The organism is Occallatibacter riparius, from assembly GCF_025264625.1.
Lineage (GTDB): Bacteria > Acidobacteriota > Terriglobia > Terriglobales > Acidobacteriaceae > Telmatobacter > Telmatobacter riparius.
Genome location: NZ_CP093313.1, coordinates 23,364 through 45,765, shown reverse-complemented (window position 1 = coordinate 45,765; position 22,402 = coordinate 23,364). Strand labels below are relative to the sequence as shown.

Genomic DNA, 22,402 nt, shown 5'->3' with positions numbered 1-22,402 from the left:
GCCTGCCTGAGACTCTCCGCATGGACGAGGAACACGGCAGACCGGGATCTTTGGCCGCACCATCTGGCCAATTCGACGCCCTCCAGGACGCCCTCCCGAAATCCCTGTGCCTCACCAGCCCTCGGGCGCCGAATCCAACCGGGGTGCCCCATCCAGGCTCCGCTTGGGCGGGAGACCACGATCCGGATACCACCGAACCGAAATCCACATTGACCGCGTACTTCAGGGAGGAAGGCCGGGGCTCAAGCCCCGGCATGGCACAACTCTCCCGCGCTCTTATGACCTGTCATCCTGACCCAGAGCAATGCGATGGGGAAGGATCTGCGGTTGTTTTTGACCGCCCTCGTGGAATCCTCTACCGCCCCCTTACCAACCTCGACCTAATTCCACCCCTCAACGCCCCCTTCAAAAAACAACAGTCCCGGCCAGCCGGGAACGGCGCCGAAGGCGCGGTCAGCCGCACCGCAGGTGCCAAGGAGAACACCCATGAAAACGTACCAGGGAAGTGAGATCCGCAACGTAGCTGTAGTGGGGCATGCGCACAGCGGCAAGACCACATTGATCGCTGCTTTGCTGCATGCCGCCAAGATGACTCCCGCACAGGGGCGCGTCCACGACGGCTCCGCTGTTACCGCCTATGACGAAGAAGAGGTCGCCCGCGGCACTACGATGCAGAACGCCGTTGCGTTCGCCGAGTGGCAGGGCACCAAGATCAACTTCGTCGACACGCCCGGCTTCCACATGTTCTGCCACGAAGCCCGCGCCGCACTTCTCCCTGTTGAATCGGTTGCTGTCGTCGTCAATGCGCAGAACTGTGTTGAGCCCGTTACCGAGCGCGTCTGGAAGTACGCCGAAGAAGCCAACGTCCCCCGCATCGTGGTCATCAACCAGATGGACCACCCGAAGGCTGGCGGCGAAGGTGGACTGACGGCCCTCATTGAAGATCTGCACGAGCGCTGGGGCCGCACCTGCACGCCTGTCCAACTGCCCATCGTCGATGCCAAAGGATTCCAGGGCGTAGTCGACCTCGTCACCATGGAAGCGTTCTACTACACGCCCAACGGCGATGGCCGCGGCAAGATCGGCGAGATTCCCGCCACACTGGCCCACGCCGCCAAAGAAGCCCATGAGGCTCTCGTCGAGCTGGTCGCCGAAGGCAAAGACGAACTAATGGAAGAGTTCTTCGCCGAGGGCACCATCCCCGAGCAGCACCTCATCACCGCACTCCACGAGGCCATTCGCGAAGACCGCATCTTCCCGGTCCTGTTCGCCAGCGGCGAGACCAACGTCGCCACCGATCACCTCCTCGACTTCTTCAAGGTCTACGCGCCTGCGCCCATCGAGCGCGCCCCCATCGCCGTCCGCACGCCGGCACTCGCTGCCGCAGCCAACGGCAATGGCGGATCGGCTGATGCCGCCGAAGCCGCAACTGCCACGCGGGCCGTCTCTGACTCTGAGCCCGCCGCTCTGCTGGTCTTCAAGACCATGTCCGACCCGTTCGCCGGCCGCATCAGCTTCTTCAAGGTCGTTAGCGGCTGCGTCAAGAATGATGCCACCCTTGAAAACTATTCGCGCCGCGGACAGGAGAAGTTCTCACACCTCAGCGTGATGCAGGGACGCAAGGCCGTCGAAATCCCCGAACTCCACGCCGGCGACATCGGCGCAGTCGCGAAGCTGAAAGATACGCTCACCGGCGACACGCTCGGGGTTAAGGGCTCTGACATCCTCGTCGACCTCCACCCACTGCCGGAGCCGGCCATGACCTACGCCATTGAGCCCAAGTCGCGCGCCGATGAAGACAAGCTCGCCCCCGCCATCCACAAGCTAATGGAAGAGGACCTGCTCATCCGCTTCTATCGCGACCCGCAAACCAACGAGTTCCTCATCGCCGGCGCCGGCCAGCCGCATATCGAGGCCATCGTCTCCCGCCTCAAGAAGCGCTACCACGCCGAAGTTACCCTTAAGTCGCCCAAAGTGCCCTATCTTGAAACCATTCGTGCCAAGGGCGAAGCTCACGGCCGCCACAAGAAGCAGTCCGGCGGACACGGCCAGTTCGGCGATTGCAAGATCCGCATGGAACCCCAGCCTCGCGGCGGCGGTTTTGAGTTCGCCTCTGAGGTCTTCGGCGGAGCCATTCCGAGGCAGTTCATCCCGGCCATTGAAAAGGGCGTAATCGAAGCTGCCGCGCGCGGCTACCTCGCCGGCTATCCCGTCGTCGACTTCAAAGTCATCGTCTACGACGGCAGCTACCACGACGTCGATTCCAATGAAATGAGCTTCAAGACCGCCGGACGCCTCGCCTTCAAGAAGGCCATGGAAGTCTGCAAGCCCGCGCTGCTTGAGCCCATCATGAAGGTCGAGATCGAAGCTCCCGACGAGTTCGCCGGCGCCATCATGGGCGACCTCAGCAGCCGCCGAGGACGTCCCCAGGGCATGAACTCCAAGGGCAAAACCACCGTCGTCAACGCCGAGGTTCCCATGGCCGAAATGCTCACCTACGGAACCCAGCTCACCTCAATGACCCAAGGCAAGGGAAGCTACCGCATGGAAATGGATCACTACGACTTTGTCCCGCAAATCGTAGCCGACAAGATCCTCTCCAACGCCAAGCGCCCTGTCGACGAAGAAGAAGAATAGCCGCTGCTTCGACTCACACGCAGTGCTGAGCCCAGGTCCCGCCGGTCGGACCTGGGACTCGGCACGCCAGCACCCCTGAACGAATCCGCAGCGTCCTCCCGAATCCCCTTATGTCATCCTCATCGCCGCTCAGTATGATGGAAGCAATCTCCGCAGCGCCATGGGGCTGCCTCTGCCCATTAAGTTCATTCTCGCCGCCTTCTGGGGATCTCTGATGGCCCTCCTCACTCTTCTGGAAGGCCCGCTCTCCGTCGCGTCCGACAACCAGTTTTACGTTTTAGTAGAACGCTGTCTTTTCTGGCTGATCATGCCCGGCGTGGTCATCGGAACCACCGCCGGTTCCTTTTCGCTTGCCATCTGCGCCAATGCCGCCTTCCACTTCAGCCTCTGCTGGCTTCTGCTCCGCATCTTCCTCCGCGAGCGCAAGCGCCCGGAGCAGCGCGAATCGATCGGTTAGCGTCCTCATCAAACCGCTTTGAGCCAAGGGACCCCCGTGAAAACCCTAGCTCCCTTCCGGCTGCCCCGAGGAGTAAGGTCTAGTCGCATGAAGGCTTACGTCTGTCACCGTGATGCCCGCACTGCTGACCTCACGGGCCAAGGGATAAGTTTGAGTGCCACACCGTGCTTTACCATGCGAAGAGTGCGCGCCGAGTTCCTTGTGAAGCTGCTCAACAGCGCGCCAACCAGTTCGCGCGTCCATCATTGTCGGTTCGAAATGGAAGAACTGGAGCCGGAACGATACGCACTGGTTTGCGCGCACCATCCAGACCAGACTGCGGCTGACTGATCTGCGCCGAAGCACTCCAACTCAGCGCCTTTTGAACGCCCGGAAGGAGTTCCATGCAATGCCAAACGTGTAGCTCTCCCAACTTGTTACGAGTGTCCCGCAAAGGGTTGCTCCAGAAGCTCGTGCTGCCGTGGTTCGGCCTTTATCCCTGGATCTGCGAAATCTGCGGACACGTGAGCCTCCTGCGAGTGCGAAACGCGCGCTCGTCGGCATCTCACTAACGCCTCAACCTTCTTCCTGCTCGTTTGCGCGGCCACGTGCCTGCCGCCTCGATCCACGCCGGGCCCGCTGCTCCAGGTCCCCCGCTTTTGCCCACTGGAAACAATTCGTTCGCTGGCTCAGCCCACTCACGATAAAAAAGATCGTAGGCCATGTCGATTTGGGCATTCTCCGTTCGATGTGTAGATGAAACCGGCTGAATGCAATTTCGATTCTCCGGCAACATAAACCAACGGAGGTTCTACATCATGCGATTCCTGAGCATCTACAAGTGTCCTGAACGTGCCACCCCACCCAGCCCGGAAGAAATGTCTGCCATGGGCAAGCTGGTTGAGGATTGGATGAAAAGCGGGAGGTTGCTGAGTACCGAAGGCTGCCTTCCCACCGCCATGGGCGCCCGCATCCGCGTCGATAAGGGCAATTTCACCGTCTCCGATGGCCCGTTCTCTGAGGCCAAAGAGGTCGTGGGCGGCTTTGCCATTCTCGACGCTCCTTCAAAAGAAGCAGCCGTGGCCTTCGTTAAGGAGTTCCTGGAAGTCACCGGCCAGGGCGAATGCGAACTGCGCCAGCTCTTCGACGCAAACTGCGGTGCCAGCATCACCGACCAGATCGAGACTGCCGCCGCGGCGCACTGAGGCGCGATGCTCAGCCTCTCGCGGCAAAATTTGCCCGGCCAACGTCGCCCGTGATGTGATCGGTAGGAATGTCTGCTGCCGATTCCCGTCACGCCATTGGGTCGGTCTGGAAATTGGAGGCCGCCAAGGTCATCGGCGGGCTCACGCGCATCGTTCGCGACGTGAGCCTCGCTGAAGATCTCGCGCAGGAAGCGCTCGTGGCTGCGCTGGAGAAGTGGCCGTCAACTGGCATTCCGCCCAACCCCGGCGCCTGGCTCATGGCAACAGCCAAGCGCCGTGCCATTGATCACTATCGCGCTTCCGAACGCAACGGACGAAAATATGAAGTGCTCAGCCGCGAGCTGCAGGAACTGGAGCGTACGCCACCTGACCTCGTCACCGCGCTTGACGATCACATTGGTGACGACGTCCTGCGTTTGATCTTCACTGCTTGCCACCCGGTCCTGTCGACGGAGGCTCGTGCGGCACTTACCCTGCGCGTCGTGGCAGGCCTAACCACCGACGAGATTGCTCGCGCGTTCCTGGTTCCCGAACCAACCATCGCGCAGCGCATCGTCCGCGCCAAAAAGACACTGGCGCAAAAACAGGTTCCCTTTATGGTTCCGCGCGGACTCGATCTTGCCGCGCGGCTTTCATCGGTGCTTGAAGTTATCTATCTCATCTTCAATGAGGGATACTCAGCCACCGCTGGAGAAAATCTCACCCGCACCTCGCTGATCGAGGAAGCGCTTCGCCTCGGCCGTATCCTGGCCGAGCTGGACCCGAACGAATCCGAGGTGCACGGGCTCCTGTCCCTCATGAAGATTCAGGCATCGCGTTCGCACGCCCGTGTGGGTGCATCCGGCGAGCCGATTCTGCTCATGGATCAGGACCGCACACTATGGGATCATGCGCTCATCCGCCGCGGTCTCGATGCTCTCGATCGCGCAAACACTCTCGCGCAACGTCGTGGGCCTTATCGCTTGCAGGCTGAGATCGCGGCCTGCCACGCACGTGCTGCTGCCGCCAGCGAAACGGATTGGGGAAGGATCGTTTCGCTCTACAATGAGCTTGCGGCAGTCGCGCCTTCACCCGTGGTGGAACTGAACCGCGCTGTAGCCGTGAGCAGGTACGCGGGACCGCACCCAGCCCTTGAACTGCTGGAGCCTCTGCGCGCCGATCCACTCTTCAGGAATTACCACCTGCTGCCAAGCGTCCGCGGCGACTTGCTCGCCATGCTGGGCCGCCACGCCGAAGCCCGCGTCGAGTTCGAGCGGGCAGCAAGCATGACTCAGAATGAGCAAGAGCGAAAGCTGCTCCAGGAGCGCGCCCTTGCCAGCGCGAACGCGGAACAATCGGTGCAGTGAGAAAGTTAGAAGTGGGTGGTGAGGGCTTCTCGTTCAGGTCATGCTGCCCGCTCGCGCGCAACACGTTCCGCTTGCCGCCTACGAATCTTGGCGCGCGGAGCGGACGCAGCCAACGCAATCTTTATGTTCTGAGTGCGCGCGCCCCTTCTCCTGAGGAGTGTACCGGGTGTGGCACGGCCTGCCTTTGCACGTCCAGAGTTCGGTTTCCCTCGACCAGGTACTCCGCCATTGGAGTGGGTTTCGCCGGTACCGGGCGGCGGCTCAGAGCCCGAAGCGCTAAGTTCGAGCGCGTAAGCCTGCCGATAATGCTCGAGTGCGCCTTGGGCTGAGAAGAGTTGAAGCCGCAAATCCTCGACCTCTTCGGCCGTCAGACCCGGCTGAGTCAAGCGATCTCCAACTTCCTTAATTAGCTTTTCAAGATAGGTTATGTGAGACTGCAGGGAATGTCGCATCGGGTCAGGGGCGTCTCCAATCCGGTACTAGGTTCATAAGATGCAAAACGTCCGCGAAGCGGCCTGCCATCAGGCGCCTTCGATCGGAGGTGGTAACGAAGGATCTGCGGCCGCGCTTTGGTTTGACGGCTGACTATCGCCAGTTTCTGCCGGCAAACCTCGTTGATCTATGCTCGTACCCAGTCCCAACGCCTGACTAACAACCGGGTCCTTCGGGAGCACCAATGGATCTCCCGTCGCACTCACACCCAACGCGTTACCGAGCGACACCTCGGCCGGAAGAGCCGCTGATAGGTCTGCACGCGTGGTATTCTCCGGGCCGAGACTGTCTCCCGTCTCGGCCGGGGAGATCTTCTCGAGCAAAATGCGCTTCAGCGCGAGCAAATCGGGATGGTCCGGATCCAGATCCGAGTTTTGCTCGACACTTCGCACAATGTCGCGCAACACGTCGTCATGTGCACCAGGACCCATGGTTCGTTAGATGTAGAAGTTCACCGCGCTGACGCGCTTGACTTCAGAATGGACAACTGGAGGGGTTCCTGGCCACCTGACCTCACGGCCGCCTGATCACCCGACCGCCCGGTCACCTGTTCAGTACGTCTGACCCAATCGCAGTATTTGAGCCCTTTTTGCGGTGAAACCAAATCACGTTCACTGGCGCGATTTCTCGAATCGTGGTACTTTCATAACACCCGCCGGACTCTCCGGCCTTGGGAGGGAACAGTGTTCCAGCTCGTCACCGTTGTCAGAATTCGACCTGCTCGCTGAACATTGCCTCGGGATCCCAATCGCATGCCGCCCCCCGCGGCACCCCGAGGATGACCTCAGCCCCGGGAATCGCACTGCACACAACTTAAAGTACTTAGCAGCGTGAGCCCACTCGCTCGTGCCCTCATCTTTTGCAGGGCATTGTGGAGTTCTCCATGTCTACTCTTGAATCAATAGCGCCGCAGCAGCCGCATGATGCGCGCGCATCTTCCCTATGGTCCTCGGTACGGGAGGCCCTCCGCGGCTCCCACCAGGACTACACCACCGGCAGCCTCAATCGCTCCATCCTCCTGCTCGCCATTCCCATGGTCCTGGAGATGGTCCTCGAGTCCCTGTTCGCCGTCGTGGACGTCGCCTGGGTAGGTCGCCTCGGCGCGAATGCTGTTGCCACCGTTGGGCTTACGGAGGCAATGCTAGCTCTGGTTTTCTCCATCGGCATCGGCCTGTCCATGTCCACAACGGCCATGGTGGCCCGCCGCATCGGTGAAAAAGACCCCGAAGACGCGTCAATCGCAGGCATGCAGGCAGTAATTCTGGGCCTCACGATCTCGCTGCTCGTTGGCCTCCCGGCCGGCATCTTGGCTCCGCGCCTGCTGGCCTGGATGGGCGCAACTCCCGCCATTGTCGCAACAGGCTCCGGTTACGCACGCATCGCGCTGGGTGGCTGCGGCGCAATCCTCATGCTCTTCCTCAACAATGCGATCTTCCGCGGCGCGGGCGATGCGGCAATCGCCATGCGGCTGCTATGGGTCTCTAACATCATCAACTTAGTCCTCGATCCCTGCCTGATCTTCGGTCTCGGTCCTTTCCCGCGGATGGGCGTCACGGGCGCGGCCATGGCCACGCTGACGGGGCGCAGCATCGGCGTGCTCTATCAGTTCTGGCGTCTCGCGCAGGGCACGGAGCGGCTGCCGGCGTTGGCCCGTCATATGCGGCTGAACATCGGCGTGATGCTCCGTCTGCTGCGCGTATCAGCTACCGGAATCCTCCAGTTCGCGATCGGTCATGTGAGCTGGATCTTCCTCGTGCAGATCGTTGCCCTCTTCGGTGCGGCCTCCGTCGCGGCATACACGGTGGCAATCCGCATCGTGATGTTCTTCATCTTGCCGTCGTGGGGACTGAGTAACGCAGCGGCCACGCTGGTGGGCCAGAACCTGGGCGCCCAGCGGCCCGATCGGGCCGAGCAGGCCGTCTGGCGCACGGGTTTCTACAACATGCTGTTCCTCGGCGGCCTCGGTCTCTTCTTTATCGTCTTTGCCACCCCCGTCGTGAAGCTGTTTTTGGACGATCCGGCAGTCATTCCCATTGCCGCGGTTGCCCTGCGAACCTTTGCCTGCGGAAACATCGGCTACGCCTATGGAATGGTGATGCTGCAGGCCTTCAACGGAGCGGGAGACACGGTCACGCCGACGATCGTGAACTTCTTCGGCTTCTGGGTGCTTGAGCTTCCGCTGGCTTGGCTACTAGCCAAAACAGTAGGAATGCATGCGGAGGGTGCGTTCCTCTCCATCGTGATTGCCGAATGCGCGATGGCGACAGCTGGGATCGTGCTGTTCCGCCAAGGGAAGTGGAAGAGAAAGAAAATCTAGCCGAGCGGCGAGCCAACTGCGGACCAGGAAATCCATCCCGGTCCGCGTTTTATGTGCTGTGATCCGAATCTCAAGTGGACTCAGGAACATCTGAGAAAATGATGTCAGTGAACGGATTGGGACAATCAGCCGCGCCGCGGCGAATTCTGGCGGTCTGTTGTGCGCTTTTTTGCGCCGCCTGCGGAATTTCCGCGGCACACAGCCAGTCGGCGAACCCGTCTTCGGCTGTGAATCCTTATTTTGGCAGCGTGACACTGAAGCCAGCGACCGACCAGGTGATTCAACTCTCCTTGGACGATGCCATCCAGCGTGGCCTTACCAATAATCTCGGACTGAAAGAGGCGGAGAACGCAGAAAAGACGATCCGCGGCCAACAGCTTCAGGCATTGCAGGAGTTTCTGCCCACCATTACGCTCACCGGCGATACAGGCTATTACCAGCACGATTTGGCTGCTTTGGGCTTTAAGGGATCGAGCCTGCCGCCCAGTCTGGGCGTTAAGTTCCCAGCCGTCACCCACGACACGCTAACAGAAGGCCAGATCCACTACGACCAGATTCTGTTTTCAGGTCCGGTCATCGCCGGATGGAAGGCGGCCGGCGCGGCTACGCGGGTAGCGCACTTTGCTAAGATGACCGCCCGCGGCGAAGTGATCCAGCAGGTAGCCTCGGCCTATCTGCATGCCCTTGCGTCATCTAGCGAAGTAGACAACGCCAAGGCCCTTGAACAGGCCGACCTGGTTCAGCTCAATCATGCGCACGAACAGCGGGTTGCCGGCGTGGGGACCAGTCTCGACGAGCTTCGCGCCCGTGTGCAGTATCAGACGCAGCAGCAGGCGACCATTGTCGCTCAGAACGAATTCGATAAGGACCTGATCCTGCTTAAGCGTGAGATCGGACTCGACCCCGGACAGAAGATCGTGCTTACCGACCAGGCTCCGTTCAGCGAATTGACCGATCAGACACCGGAGGAACTCCGGGCTCTGGCCTACAAGAGCCGTCAGGACTACCAGAACCTGCAAAATCAAGTCCAGGAGCTCAAGGCGGTGCACTCGGCCTATCGCAGCCAGCGCTACCCGACGCTGAGCTTTAGCGGCAACTATGGAGTGCAGGCGATCACGACCATCGGCTCGCACGGCGTGTTTTCGGCGGTCGGCACCTTAAGCGTTCCCATCTTCCGTGAGGCTCGCATTCGCGGCGATATCGACGCGGCGCAAGCCCAACTGAAAGCGGCTAATTCTCAGCTTGACGATCTGCGCAGCCGGATCGATCAGCAGGTGCGCTCGGCGCTTCTCGATGTCAGTGCAGCCCGCAAGCTGGTCGATGTAGCGCGCTCGAACGTGGACTTGTCCACGCGTGCTCTCAGCGACCAGACAGAGCGCACCAATGCCGGAATCGACGACACCCTGCCGCTGGTGACCGCGCAGGCCGCGCTGGCCAACGCCCAGACGAGCAGCGTGGAGAGCATCTATCAGTACAATTTGTCTAAGCTGTCATTGGCACGCGCGGCGGGAGTGCTGGAGCAGCAGTACCACTACTATCTCGGTAAGTAAGCCGGCCACTCCCATCGAGTGCCACTAGGACGAACTTAGGTCGCCGACAAATCGGCTACAATCCCCCAAAGTATTTGTCGTACCTGCGGTACTCTATGACTGGGAGTGCATGTCCCGCTCAACCATGCTGGCGTGAGCCAGCCAAACCTGCATCGCGCCTCTTTTCAACCAACCGTTATCTATTTATCTGAGTCGTTCTGCACATTCCTGCGAAATCAGCCTTCTGCGCCGCGAGGCGTTTGGGCCGTTGGCAGAATCAAGCGACGAGAGGAGCAGTCGGAATGACCCGGAAGTTGAGAATCAACTACTACGTCGAGCATGATCGGGAGGCTTTGGCCCGCCGGACCGCACAGTACCTGGTGGAGATGGCAGCCGAGGCTGTGGACGCCCGAGGGCAGGCACGTATCGCCGTCAGCGGCGGCTCCACTCCCAAGGCCGCGTTTCAATTGTTGGCCGACCCGCACCAGCACTTTCGGGCCGCCATGCCGTGGGACCGGCTAGACCTCTATTGGGTGGATGAACGTTGCGTCGGACCGGACGATGCGGATTCCAACTACCGCATGACCCGCGAAGCGCTTCTGAGCCACGTGCCGCTCCCGCCCGACCAGGTGCATCGCATGGAAGGCGAACTGGACCCCGAAGCGGCCGCTGCTCGCTACGAATCCGAGCTGCGAAACAGCTTCCGCCTTGAAGGCGCAGAGAGTCCCCGGTTCGACCTGGTCTCACTCGGCATGGGCGACGACGGTCACACCGCCTCGCTGTTCCCCTATACAACGGCAATTCACGAGATGAGTCGTCTGGTCACGGCCAATCATGTGCCGCAGAAGGATACCTGGCGCATTACCCTGACCTGGCCGGTGATCAACCACGCCAGCTCCGTCTTCTTCGAGATCGCCGGAGAAGACAAAGCCGAGCGCGTTCGCGATGTATTCATGGGCCCGCGCGATCCCGAACGGCTGCCAAGTCAACTCATCTGGCCCGCAAGCGGTATACTCACCTTGTTTCTGGATAAGGCCGCTGCTGCTCTTCTACCCGCGACGAATGGAGAAGGGTGCGGGGTACTGGAGAGAGAAAGATGATTCTTGCCGGCGATGTAGGCGGCACCAAAGTACATCTGGCGTTTTACGACTTCAACGAAGGAAAACTTGAATACCGGCGCGAGGAGCGCTTTCCGGCCAAGGAATACTCCGGGCTGGAAGACATCGTCAAGGAGTTCCTTGGCGGAGACAAGGTAACCGCCGCGTGTTTCGGAGTGCCGGGACCGGTTCGTGCGGGCCGCCTGCGCCTGACCAATCTGCCCTGGACGCTCGATAGCCACGATCTGTCCAAGAGTCTCGGCATTGACCACGTGTTCCTGATCAATGACCTTGAGGCCAACGGCTACGGAATCGCCGAGCTGCAGCCCGACCAGATATTCACCCTCGCAGATGGCGATCCCAGTCAGATCGGTAACCGCGCTCTGATCGCCGCGGGAACTGGTCTGGGTGAGGGCCTGCTGATGTGGAACGGCCGCATCCATGTCCCTTACGCATCCGAAGGCGGTCACGCCGATTTCGCTCCGCGCAACGAAGATGAAATCGACCTACTCCGCTTCCTGCGCCAGAAATACAACGGCCGCATCAGCTGGGAGCGTGTCATCAGCGGCATGGGCATGACCAGCGTCTTCGAGTTCCTGCGCGATGTGCGCGGCATGGAAGTGCCGAAGTCTCTCGCGGAGGAGATTGCCTCAGTCGACGATCCCAACGCCGTCATCACCGTCGACGGCCTGAGCGGCAAAAGCGAGATCTGCGTGAAGACGCTCGACATGGTCGTTTCGGCTTATGGTGCCGAGGCCGGCAACCTCGCGCTGAAGGTCCTGTCGGTGGGCGGACTCTATGTGGGCGGCGGCATTGCCCCTCGCTTGCTTGAGAAGCTCAAGGACGGCACCTTCATGAAGGCGTTCACAGACAAGGGCCGCCTAAGCCAGTTGCTCATCAACATGCCGGTTCGCATTATCCTTGAGAGCCGTGCCGCCGTGCTGGGCGCTGCGGCATACGCTGAAGCCCGCGCCGCCGAGATCACCGGGGCCTCACCGCGTGCAGCTTCGATTCATCACTGAGTTTGATTCGTCTCAGTTATCAAAGGGGCCAGCCGCGCGGCTGGCCTCTTTGCTTTTCGCTCCGTTAAGCTGTCACGTTGAGGGGAAGTACGCATGCAGAGCAGTCAAACGAACCTGTTTCTGAGCACACGGTTTACCGCCGCCATCGATTACGCTCGCCATCTGCACATTGAGACACGGAAGGGAAGTGACATCCCCGCGATGGCTCACCTGCTAGGTGTTGCCTCGCTCGTGATGGGCGAAAACGGCCACGCGCCTGTGCCGGTGACCGAAGATATGGCGATCGCCGCCATCCTGCATGATGCAGTCGAAGACCACGGCGGCATGATGCGCCTGCGCGACATCGAGCACAGCTTCGGAGCGAACGTCGCGCGTATGGTCGAAGGCCTGTCCGACAGTTTTGCCGAGGACTCCAATCAGAAGCAGTCATGGGAAGAGCGCAAGTCTGGCTATATCGAACGGCTGGCCAACGAGCCCCTCGACGTGCAACTCATCTCCGCCGCCGACAAGCTCTACAACGCTCGCACCATTCTCAGCGACCATCGAGACATCGGCGCTGAGGTGTGGAAGCGCTTCAAACGCGGCCGCGACCAGCAGATGTGGTATTACCGTGAACTGCTGTGCGTATTTAAGGCCCAGCCCATGAACCGAATCGTGGAGGAGTTCGAACGCGTTGTGGCCGAATTGGACGGAGCAACAGCCAACGACTAGACGCTCTATCCCTCACGGCTGAACATGCTGTCGCGAATCCCCCAAAATCGCACGTCATTCCTGAACAACAGGTGAATCGCCCATGCAACGATTGTGTTCTAGGCCCTTGTCGCTATTCTGATAGCAATCGCTATGGCTCTCGGTCACACCATCGACGGAGTTCACTACGCCTTCGCCGATCTTCGCGATCTGCTGGCGAAAGCCACGCCGCTGCGAAGCGGCGATGTGCTCGCCGGCGTCGCGGCCGGGTCCGCACGCGAGCGGGTGGCGGCGCAATTCGCGCTTGCCGATCTGCCGCTCGAGCGCTTCCTGTCTGAGCACGTGGTTCCTTACGAGGCCGATGAGGTAACACGGCTCATCGTCGATTCCCACGACGCCGTGGCATTCGCACCGATCCGGTCGTTCACCGTCGGAGACCTGCGTGATTGGCTGCTCTCGGATGAAGCCTTGCCAGAGCGTATCTCGGCCCTGGCATCCGGCATCACACCGGAGATGGCGGCAGCCGTCAGCAAGCTGATGCGCAATCAGGACCTCATCGCTGTGGCTTCGAAAATTCGCGTCGTTACACGATTCCGTACGACCGTGGGGCTTCGCGGCAGGCTGAGTGCGCGATTGCAGCCGAATCACCCGACCGACGATGCGGCCGGAATCGCCGCGTCTATCCTCGATGGCCTCCTGCTTGGATCGGGCGATGCGGTTATCGGCATCAATCCCGCAGGCGACAGCGTGGAGACGATGGCCCGGCTCCTGCGGCTCATCGATGCGCTACGCACGCGTTTCCTCATTCCCACGCAGAGCTGCGTGCTTGCGCACATCACAACACAGCTTGCCGCGCTTGCATCTGGTGCGCCCGTCGATCTGCTCTTCCAGTCCATCGCGGGCACTGAGGCGGCCAATCGCAGCTTCGGCGTCAGTCTCTCGCTGTTGCACGAGGCTCACGATGCCGGCCGCTCCCTGCAGCGCGGAGGAGCCTGCGCCGACGGCTCTCTCGGCGACAACATCATGTACTTCGAAACCGGCCAGGGCTCGGCGCTCTCGGCCAATGCGCATCATGGCGTCGATCAGCAAACGCTCGAAGCGCGCGCCTATGGTGTTGCGAGGGTGTTTCAGCCCATGCTCGTCAATACGGTCGTAGGATTCATCGGCCCGGAGTATCTCTACGACGGCAAGCAGATCGTGCGCGCCGGCCTGGAGGATCACTTTTGCGGCAAGCTGCTTGGTCTGCCGATGGGCTGCGACGTCTGCTACACCAATCATGCCGAGGCAGACCAGGACGACATGGATACGCTGCTCACACTGTTGGGTGCCGCGGGGGTGAACTACATCATGGGCGTACCCGGCGCTGACGACGTAATGCTGAATTATCAATCAACCAGTTTTCATGACGCTCTTTACCTGCGCCGCCTGCTCGGGCTTCGGCCTGCGCCGGAGTTCGAAGCGTGGCTCTCAAGCGAGCACTTCGAGCGGCTCACAATCGAGGCTCGCCAACCCGAGAGACTGCTCACCGCATGAGCGAGCCCGTTCAGCCGTCGATGGCCGCCCGCTTACGCGCATTCACACATGCGCGCGTGGGTTTGGGTCGCTCCGGCGTCAGCCAGCAGCTCCGCCATGTGCTCGAATTCCAGCGTGCACACGCAACGGCTCGCGACGCGGTTCACGCGCTTATTGATCCCATCCAGTTCGCCGCATCGATTTCAGAGAGCCTGGGCCTGCGGGAGGTGCTTACGTTGCATTCGGCCGCAGCAGACCGGCGAACCTATTTGCAGCGGCCAGACCTCGGCCGTACTCTCGATAGCCGCAGCCGTGATCTCATCAATGTCTTCTCTGCGAGCCACTTCGATCTCGCGATCGTCATCGCTGACGGCCTTTCGGCCCTTGCGGTGGAACGTCACGCCATTCCTCTCCTGCAGATCGCTCTGCCGCAACTCGATGCCTGGAACATCGCGCCCATCAGCGTAGTCGAGCAGGGTCGCGTTGCGATCGGCGATGAAATCGGCGAAGCACTCCATGTCCGCATTGCTGTCGTGCTCATCGGCGAACGTCCCGGCCTCAGCTCACCCGATTCGTTGGGCGCATACGTTACATGGATGCCCCGGCACGGCCGCACTGACGCCGAACGCGTCTGCATTTCGAACATCCGCCCCGAAGGCCTGGGCTATATGGACGCGGCTGCCCAGTTGATATCGGTGTTGTCCGCTGCAATGCGCAACCAACTTACGGGCGTCGGTGCCCGCGACAGCCGGCCTCCTCTGCCGGAAGGAGGGCGGCGATGAGGCGCTGGACCCGCATCATCGCGTTGGGCATACTGGCCTTCGCCGTCATCTCGTTCGCGCTCGATTGGTTCATCTTCAAGTTGACAGGGTCGCCTCATTCGAAATTTATGGTGAGCCATTTCGTTTCGGCCCCACTCAAGAACAACAAGGAAGAGATCGACTACGTGGGGTCTGAAGACGTCCCGTGTTCTCTCAGTATCTATCCTCAAGATGACCTCATGCCGTGCTGGTGGCTGCGCCATCACACTAACCAGGTCACGACATATTGATCCTGCGTAACGGCACCACCCGCATTTGCAAAGCCGCAAAAGCCAAATTCCGCATCATACCCGATTAGATTGCTGGGCTCGGCCGTTCCGCCCTATTTCGACCGGCGCAAGAGCTCCCCTTCATTCGTCGAGCGGAACGCTGGCCCAGGCGTCCGTGGAGTGTCCCGTGAAAACCCGCGCTTTCCTCATCGCATGCCTTTGCGGGGGCTTGTGCACGGCAGGTGTGTCTGCGCAACGCGGCCCCGGTAGTTCGAATCCCGAAGCTACGAACGACAGTGCCGGCGTCAGTGCCTACGTCTATGTCTCTGCCACCGTCGCAAACACCCACCGCGCACAGATCTACGCCTTTGCAGCGGCATCTGACGGAAAACTGACGCAGGTAGCAGACGCGCCGTTCCCATACAACGTGACGTTCCTGGCGACCAACGGGCTCTATCTCTTCGGCTCCGATGCATCCGGCACCTACATCCATGCCTACCAGATTGGTCCCGAAGGCTCACTTCGTCCCGCCGCTTCCACCAGCGTTGTCCAGGCGAAGAACGGCTGCGACAGCGCCGGCGCTCTCTTCCTCGACCACACGGGTGCCACCATTTACAACGTCGATTATTACGGCGCCGGATGTTCCGATGCGGCCTACCAGGCTTTTGCAGTGGAGAAGACCACCGGAAGTCTTCGCCTGGTGAACCAGACTCCTGCCGGCATGACCGGATCGATTCTGCGCTTTGCCGGCAACAACAGCTTCGCGTACGGCGCAAATTGCGGTCGGTCCAAAACGTCCATCTACGGCTACATTCGCAAAGGTGATGGCTCACTCGAGCGCCTTGATACTCGGATCACAGTTCCAGCGGGAGCCTCGGACCAATTATGGTGCCCGCACCTTGCCGCTGCCGACACGACCAATCATGTAGCGGTCGCCATGTATCCCACCTCCAATGGACATCAGGTAAGCGGACCCTATCAGTTAGCAACCTACACACAGGATGAGAACGGCACGCTCACCACATCCAGCACTTCTGAAAACATGCCGAAGGTCGCTGTAGGCGAAGTAACCGATATCTACATGTCGCCTTCCGGAAAGCTGCTCGCCGTGGCCGGCTCGAACGGATTGCAGCTCTTCCGCTTCAACGGCTCAAATCCCATAACCCCGCTTACGGGACTGCTGACCCGGCAGGAAGTCGACCAGATGTTCTGGGACAACGACGACCATCTGTATGCCCTCGGCCAGGCCGCCGGAAAGCTGTGGGTGTTCACTGCCACCGAGGAATCATTTGCCTCCGCGCCCGGTTCGCCATGGCCAATTCCCGGCGCACAGAACATCATCGTTCAGCCTTGGCCCTTGCCCTGGAGCACAACCCAACCTGGCGCGGCTCAGTCAGCGCGCGCTGATGTCCGAAATACACCGGCAACGTCGCTACCCTGAGGCACGCACCGGCTAGCATTCAGGCACGAAGGCTGCTGTTACCCTGAGCTGCCTTCTCATTTTGGGAAGTTATCACGCGCACCTGTGACGCTTCGCAGTGTAAAAGCACCTGCAATCGTGACACAAGTCACGTCGCACGTTCCCAGCTTCGTCATAGCATCAGGAAACCTGCATGGAAGAGGAAGTTATGTATAGCCGCATGTACAGCCGTACGCAGAACGAGAACGGGACCTACAACACCCGCTGTCTCTATTGCTTCATGACGGTTGCTTTCGATGTAGAGTCCGACGAGGAACTCGATCGGATGGAAGCGCGGCATGTGTGTCCGGAACACGCTTTGGCCGAACTGCTCGCGCACAACACCCAAAGCACACCCACCCCGCCAGTCGGAGTTCGCTAGGGATTAGGTGCTACCGCTGCTGGCGGTGAAGACTCAGGCGGGCGCTGACGACCGTTTGCGATTTTTCGATACAGATCTTCGTCCGCCGCCTTGTTCAGCTTGCTGGCCTTATCGAACTCAACCTTCGCCTCGTCCTTCTTGCCGATTGTGCGATAGAGCCTCGCAAGACGCCAGTGCACGTTAACGTCGTCGTCTTTCAATTTCGCCGCAGCCAACAACTCGCGCAAGGCGTCGTCATTGCGACCCGCATCCGAGTCAATGATCCCAAGATCTAGGTGCGCGAGCCACAACGACGAATCCAGCCCGACCGCCTTCTGCAGCAATAGCCGCGCCTCTTCCTGCTTATTTAATTGCAGGTATGTGTCTCCTAGGTAGAGCATTGCCTGCGCGTGCGCGGGATCATTGGCCAGCTCAGCTTGAAATTCCGTTGCAGCTTCGGGGTACTGCTTCTGGGTCCAAAGCAAGTAGCCCAATCCGAAATGGACGTTCGGCTCCTTCGGATTCGCCTTCACCGCCGCGCGAAACATCTTGGTGGAGCCCTCGTTGTCTTTCATCTCATCAAGGGCTTCGCCGGCGAGCATGTCCGCTTCGGCCGATTCCGCATTGAGATTCAGAATCTCGTGATACACATCCATCACGCACTGCATCTGCTTCGACCACAGGCAGCTGTGCGCAAGCGCAAGCCGCAGCGGAAGATTCTGCGCGTCGTTTCCCGCTGCCTGCTTCAAGAAGGGAACTGCTTCCGCATATTCGGCCAGCCCGTAATGTGACATGCCAAGCAGGATGGTGAGCCGTTGCGAGTCCGGAGAGTTGGGCGGCGCAGTCTTGAGCAACGCCGAGAACTCCGGAATGGCCTCCTTCAACTGCCCGTCCTTGAAAAGCGCGAGCGCCAAGTTGAAGCGGAGACCAGGTACATGCGGGTTCATTTCCAGCGCCTTGCGATAAAGCGGAATGGCCTCTTTGTAGTGCTCCTGCCGCGCCTCCAGCACAGCAATGTGCGCATACGGCTCGGGATTCTCGGGGTGAGTCTTCGACAACGTCTGCCAGGCGGATTCCGCCTCACTGAAATTACGCTGCTGCTCCAATGCGAGAGCCTGCTGACGTTGGATCGTGTACGAGCTTTGCTGCCCCACAGCGGCCGTTGCCGCCAGGCACAATGCCAATGTCACCCCTGCTTGATTTACAGGCCTCATAGTCCTTTTGCGCCGCGTTTTCCCCGCAGCTCTCATGGATGGTTTAGACGTACTCGTCCTTCGATTCTCTCTCCCTGCGCTGATCGCAGGCAAACAAGGTGCACAAAAAAGCGCGGCGGGCATCGCCCGCCGCGCTTTTGGTTAGAGGGTGAGGTTTAGAACACGAACTTGCCGCCGAGTTCCAGCGTACGCGGATCCCACGTGCTGGTGACCTGGCCGAACGTGTTGCCCGTGCCAAAACCGGTATACGGGGCGCCGTTCGCTGGGTTATAGGACACGTTCAGATTGTTCTTCTGAGTGTGGTTGAACGTGTTGAACGACTCGAAGCGCAGTTCGAAGTGGCAGATTTCCTTAATCGCGAACGACTTGTACAGCGAAGTCGTGAAGTTCACGCGTCCCGGTCCGACAACCGCGTCCTTGCCCGCATTGCCGAAGCCGAGGTTTGGACCACCCAACCACTGTGGCTGCACTTCAGAGAACATGTTCGCATCGAAGTAGTTCCACATGCTCTTGTTGTAGCGCATCTTGCCGCTCACGTTCGGACGCACCGTGTAGTTTCCGCCAAGTCCGACGGGGTCATAGTTGCCACCAGCACCGGTGACCTTCTGAGGCACGCCCGTCTGGTCGACGAACGTTCCAGCGATCTCCCAGCCGCCCAGAAGCGTCTTCACAAGGCCCTGGTCCTTGTTGAAGAAGGGAAGCTGATAGATGTAATTCGCAGACCAGATGTGACGGCGGTCCAGTGCGCCGGAACCCTTGTCGTACTTGAGGTTCCAGGGATTGTCCACGCCGTTCAGGTCGTAGCTGGTGATGTCAATTTCATGCGAGTACGTGTAATCGAGCTCGCCGGAGAGACCCCATCTGTTCTGCAGACGAACACCGGCTTGGAATCCGTTGTAGGTTCCGTTTGTGGTGTTCTCCTGCTGGTTGATGTCGCCGTACCCCTGGTATGAGCGGAACTGGTTGAGACCGCCGGGATACAGGGGCGCGCCTGCGGCAGTCTTTCCGCCAAACCCGGGGCTGCAAGCACCGTCATCACCGAATCTCTTCGGCACGTTGTTGTTAGTGTCACCCGCCAGGCAAGAGATTGCCGCTGTCGTTGCGCCGGTCCCGGTCGGGATCATTTGCAGGCCCAAGCTGGGATCGATGTTGTTGATATGGCGCTGAATGTTCTGGTGCCACGCCAGGTTGCCTACATACTGAACAACGGCGACGACAGAGGGCTTGATCTCGTGCTGTACGCCGAGGGAGTACTGGGCAACCGCCGGGGCGCGATAGTCCTGCGCTAGGTTGGTCACGCTGGTTGCAAACACCGGGAAGCCCTCGGCAGCAGCCGAGTTGCCTGTCTGGTAGTTGGTTCCGGGATCGCTCCAGTAGGTGTTGCTGATTTGCAGGTTGTAGGCGAACGGTGCATTGGTCGCCGCGTTGTAGATATCGTTGCCCTGCATACGCTCGAAGAACGTTCCGAAGCCGCCGCGGAGCACGGTACGGCCGGTGCCGAAGACATCTTCAGAGAAGCCGACGCGCGGCTGCAGAGTGCGGTAATCGTTAACAACCAGACCGCGCGGGAATCCATATTTGCCCGCCTGGCCCATGCCGTTCAGATAGAACTGCACGGAATTGACGGTGGAGATTCCGGCGCTGGACGGGTCGATGGTACCCGCGTTGGTCCACTTCGGAAGCGCTCCCTGGTTGTAGCGGGCGGCATCGAAGTTGGCCACGTAGTTGCCACGTTCCCAGGCGTGCGGCAGGGCGTCGTAACGCAGGCCGAGCTGCAGGCTGAGGCGAGGAGTCACGTGCCAGTTGTCCATCGCATAGACCGAGGGAGTCTGGTTGACGTAGTGGCGGATCGGAGTGGCTTGGAACTGCGAGTAGCTCCCGGTCAATCCGAGCAGAATGTCCATAGCGCTGTCATTGGTCAGGTTGCTCGGGCCGTAGTTGCCTTGCTGATCGCCGAACAGCTGCTGGTTCTTGGTGTAGCGGTTGTAGCTGAAGCCGTACTTCATGGCATGTTTGCCCATCGTGTACGAAACGTCAACCTTGGGCTCATAGTCCTGCGCCGCGTTGTGCCAGGGAGCAGAACCCGTGTCTTCCGCAGTGCCGTAGGGCGCAAGGTAGCCAATACCCGGCAGGGAGTTCTTCGTCACCTTGAACGACGACGCTACCGGCGTTACGCTCCATCCCGAAGGAAGGTTGCCGGCCGCGCTGTTCGTGATGTTGATGACGTTGCCATCGTAGTTCATGCTGGCTTCGACGAGCAGGTTCGGGCTGATCGTTCCGCTCATCTTGATGGCAGCCGAGTTCGACGGGTTCGATAGTGTGGAGGTGATCGAGTTGTAGCTCGCCCACAGCCAGCCCAGCATCGGTGAAGCATTGCCCTGGGTCACCGTGTCGTGCATGTAGTGACCGAGGATTGCCCACTTGTCATTGAACTTGTGGTCGATGCGGACTACATCGTCGCGAACGTCCAGCGGAACCGAGTTGCTCGAGACAGCCTGATCACTCGAGTTGTTCGGTTTCGGCAGGGCAGGAGAGTTCAGATAAAGCACACCGTTCGCATCAAAGAGCGAAGACGGAATCACCTGTCCCGTCGCGACCGTGCACTGGGCGTTCCCCTTAGCGTCGTATGTGGTCTGGGCGGTATTCCAGCATCCGCCCGGGATAAGTCCCAGAGGCTTCAGCTTGGTCTGGTAGTAGGTTGTGCTCGTGTCAACCTTCGGAACCACGATCTGGTTTCCGTTCGGTTTGTCGTTGCTCTTGGTGAACTCCGGAGCGACATACGTCAAAGACGAGCCCGCGGTCGGACGATCCGCGTTGTTCATGGTGCTCTGGATGTTTGTGCCCGCGGCGTTAATGATCTTGCGCCATTCTTCGTTCCAGAAGAAAAACGTCTTCTGCCGGTTGACATTGTAGACCTTGGGAATGAACAGTGGTCCGCCAATGTTGCCGCCGAAGATGTTGTAGTGGAGCGAGGGGCGCGGCTGCTTATTCAAGTTGTTGAAGAAGAAGTTCGCGTTGTATGCCGTTTCGCGGTTGAACTCGAACAGCGTTCCATGGAACTTCTGCGTTCCGCTCTTGAGCGAAAGGCTCATCGTGGCGCCCGAAGAAATACCGTAGTCCGGAGGATAGTTCGAGGTCAGCATGTTGAATTCCGCGATCGATTCCTGCGAGGGCATGATGTCCATGCCGCCGGCGCCGCCGCGGTCATCAGCTTCGCCACCGTCGATCAGCCAGATGTTGTGGCTCTGGCGAAGGCCGTTGACGCTGATGGTGAAGTTGGCTGCCACCGAGCTCGGTGTATTCGAGTCCGGCAGAGCCGAGCTGACGCCGAGGCCGAGCGAGGCCAGCGCAGCGAAGTTGCGGTTCTGAGTGGCGATCTGGCTGATCTGCTCGGAACTGATCAGCGTGCTCACCACGTTCGAGTCGGTCTGCACCGTGAGTGCGTTCGCTTCCACGGTGACGGTCTGGGTCTCGGCGCCTACGGTCAGCTTGATGTCCGCGCGTACCGTCGCGGAAACGTTGACCACGATTCCATTCTGCTCGTACGACTGGAATCCTTTGGCGGCGATCTTCAAGTTGTAGTTTGCGGGGTTGAGAGCGCCGAATACGTACAGACCGGTAGCTCCGCTCTCGGTTGATTTCGTGAATCCAGTGGCCGGGTCGGTGAGCGTGATCGTCGCTCCCGCCACCACCGCTCCTGTCTGGTCTGTGACTATGCCTGTCAACTGCGAGTTGGCCTGCGCAAATAGCCCTGCGCATGCCAACAACAGGAATAGCGGCAACAGGAAGAACCTGTATTTCGCTTGTCTCATGTGACCTTCCTTTTCAAATCGTGTTGCTTCGTTTGGTGGTTCTACTTCTTTTTGCTTCGTGCCCCGTGAGGTATGAAGCCCGTATGAATGAAGTTGAATGAGTAGTTCACCAGTGGCCCATAACATCTCTGCAAGTCAAAACAAACCCGGAAAACCGATCCCTATCCAAACGAACACGGCGCCGCGAGATATCTCTCTGCACGCCGAAAACCTCAGATATATCGATTTACTGCCATCTCAAAT

The 22,402-nt window shown here is 59.9% G+C and carries 17 protein-coding genes; 14 read left to right on the top strand and 3 right to left on the bottom strand.

From position 1 onward, the window contains the following. Window positions 1–486: 486 nt before the first annotated feature. From fusA to MOP44_RS00140, 4 genes are all read left to right on the top strand, one after another. Window positions 487–2,637 (top strand): elongation factor G, encoded by a 2,151-nt coding sequence (fusA, locus tag MOP44_RS00155; protein ID WP_260793866.1) that lies wholly within the window; start codon window positions 487–489, stop codon window positions 2,635–2,637. Window positions 2,638–2,797: 160 nt separating this feature from the next. Next, window positions 2,798–3,094, top strand: a complete 297-nt coding sequence (locus tag MOP44_RS00150) for a hypothetical protein (RefSeq protein ID WP_260793865.1) — start codon at window positions 2,798–2,800, stop codon at window positions 3,092–3,094. Between the two features lie 797 nt (window positions 3,095–3,891). Then, window positions 3,892–4,278: a YciI family protein gene (locus MOP44_RS00145; RefSeq protein ID WP_260793864.1), complete on the top strand. Its 387-nt coding sequence runs from the start codon at window positions 3,892–3,894 to the stop codon at window positions 4,276–4,278. A 68-nt stretch (window positions 4,279–4,346) separates the two neighbouring features. Beyond that, the gene (locus MOP44_RS00140) at window positions 4,347–5,624 is read left to right on the top strand and encodes an RNA polymerase sigma factor (RefSeq protein WP_260793863.1); all 1,278 of its coding nucleotides are present in this window, start codon (window positions 4,347–4,349) and stop codon (window positions 5,622–5,624) included. Window positions 5,625–6,145: 521 nt separating this feature from the next. On the opposite strand, the gene MOP44_RS00135 is transcribed toward MOP44_RS00140, so the two are convergent. Then, window positions 6,146–6,523 (bottom strand): hypothetical protein, encoded by a 378-nt coding sequence (locus MOP44_RS00135; protein WP_260793862.1) that lies wholly within the window; start codon window positions 6,521–6,523, stop codon window positions 6,146–6,148. A gap of 476 nt (window positions 6,524–6,999) precedes the next feature. On the opposite strand from MOP44_RS00135, the gene MOP44_RS00130 reads away from it, so the two are divergent. From MOP44_RS00130 to MOP44_RS00085, 10 genes are all read left to right on the top strand, one after another. Then, window positions 7,000–8,433 carry an MATE family efflux transporter gene (locus MOP44_RS00130; RefSeq protein WP_260793861.1) on the top strand — a complete coding sequence of 478 codons (1,434 nt, stop codon included), beginning with the start codon at window positions 7,000–7,002 and terminating at the stop codon, window positions 8,431–8,433. Window positions 8,434–8,681: 248 nt separating this feature from the next. After that, on the top strand, window positions 8,682–9,983 hold the full coding sequence (locus MOP44_RS00125; protein WP_260793860.1) for a TolC family protein: 1,302 nt from the start codon (window positions 8,682–8,684) through the stop codon (window positions 9,981–9,983). Between the two features lie 281 nt (window positions 9,984–10,264). Beyond that, window positions 10,265–11,062 (top strand): 6-phosphogluconolactonase, encoded by a 798-nt coding sequence (gene pgl, locus MOP44_RS00120; protein ID WP_260793859.1) that lies wholly within the window; start codon window positions 10,265–10,267, stop codon window positions 11,060–11,062. Next, complete coding sequence (gene glk / locus MOP44_RS00115; protein WP_260793858.1) at window positions 11,059–12,081, top strand: glucokinase; 1,023 nt, start codon at window positions 11,059–11,061, stop codon at window positions 12,079–12,081. The genes pgl and glk overlap by 4 nt, the downstream gene beginning before the upstream one ends. A gap of 93 nt (window positions 12,082–12,174) precedes the next feature. Beyond that, window positions 12,175–12,792: an HD domain-containing protein gene (locus tag MOP44_RS00110; protein WP_260793857.1), complete on the top strand. Its 618-nt coding sequence runs from the start codon at window positions 12,175–12,177 to the stop codon at window positions 12,790–12,792. A 132-nt stretch (window positions 12,793–12,924) separates the two neighbouring features. Next, window positions 12,925–14,304, top strand: coding sequence for an ethanolamine ammonia-lyase subunit EutB (locus tag MOP44_RS00105; protein ID WP_260793856.1), 1,380 nt, complete (start codon window positions 12,925–12,927; stop codon window positions 14,302–14,304). After that, window positions 14,301–15,065: an ethanolamine ammonia-lyase subunit EutC gene (gene eutC / locus MOP44_RS00100; protein WP_260793855.1), complete on the top strand. Its 765-nt coding sequence runs from the start codon at window positions 14,301–14,303 to the stop codon at window positions 15,063–15,065. Before MOP44_RS00105 ends, eutC begins: the two co-directional genes overlap by 4 nt. After that, window positions 15,062–15,334: a hypothetical protein gene (locus MOP44_RS00095; protein WP_260793854.1), complete on the top strand. Its 273-nt coding sequence runs from the start codon at window positions 15,062–15,064 to the stop codon at window positions 15,332–15,334. The genes eutC and MOP44_RS00095 overlap by 4 nt, the downstream gene beginning before the upstream one ends. A gap of 166 nt (window positions 15,335–15,500) precedes the next feature. After that, on the top strand, window positions 15,501–16,754 hold the full coding sequence (locus tag MOP44_RS00090; protein ID WP_260793853.1) for a lactonase family protein: 1,254 nt from the start codon (window positions 15,501–15,503) through the stop codon (window positions 16,752–16,754). Between the two features lie 172 nt (window positions 16,755–16,926). Further along, window positions 16,927–17,154: a hypothetical protein gene (locus tag MOP44_RS00085; protein WP_260793852.1), complete on the top strand. Its 228-nt coding sequence runs from the start codon at window positions 16,927–16,929 to the stop codon at window positions 17,152–17,154. Here MOP44_RS00085 and MOP44_RS00080 read toward each other — a convergent pair. After that, on the bottom strand, window positions 17,151–18,323 hold the full coding sequence (locus MOP44_RS00080) for a tetratricopeptide repeat protein (protein WP_260793851.1): 1,173 nt from the start codon (window positions 18,321–18,323) through the stop codon (window positions 17,151–17,153). The two genes, MOP44_RS00085 and MOP44_RS00080, sit on opposite strands and share 4 nt — an antisense overlap. Window positions 18,324–18,502: 179 nt before the next feature. Further along, window positions 18,503–22,159 carry a TonB-dependent receptor gene (locus MOP44_RS00075; RefSeq protein ID WP_260793850.1) on the bottom strand — a complete coding sequence of 1,219 codons (3,657 nt, stop codon included), beginning with the start codon at window positions 22,157–22,159 and terminating at the stop codon, window positions 18,503–18,505. Between the last annotated feature and the right edge of the window lie 243 nt (window positions 22,160–22,402).